Annotated in this window: 1 protein-coding gene; it reads left to right on the top strand. The window is 53.5% G+C overall.

Translation table 11 applies throughout. From position 1 onward, the window contains the following. On the top strand, positions 1–228 hold a 228-nt coding region (locus CXF88_RS14435), incomplete at both ends, for a hypothetical protein (RefSeq protein ID WP_157822811.1).

Genomic DNA, 228 nt, shown 5'->3' with positions numbered 1-228 from the left:
TTTGATGAAGACGGTGATTTACTGACGGTTGACTTTACCCCTGGCAGCAATGACGACGGTTACTACGCGTTGGTCAACGGCGAAGTGGTATTAACCCAAGCGGGTGCTGACTTGGTTAACAACGGCGGCACGCTGCCGGCGATTGATTTAACCGTCTCTGATGGCAGCTTAACCGGTCAAGACAGTGACACTCCGGTGATCACTCCGACCAACGATGCGCCGACCATT

Origin of the sequence: Shewanella sp. ALD9 (assembly GCF_002836315.1) — a bacterium.
Taxonomy (GTDB): domain Bacteria; phylum Pseudomonadota; class Gammaproteobacteria; order Enterobacterales; family Shewanellaceae; genus Shewanella.
The sequence above is the reverse complement of the archived record's forward strand: the minus strand, read 5'-3'. Positions and strand labels throughout refer to the sequence as shown.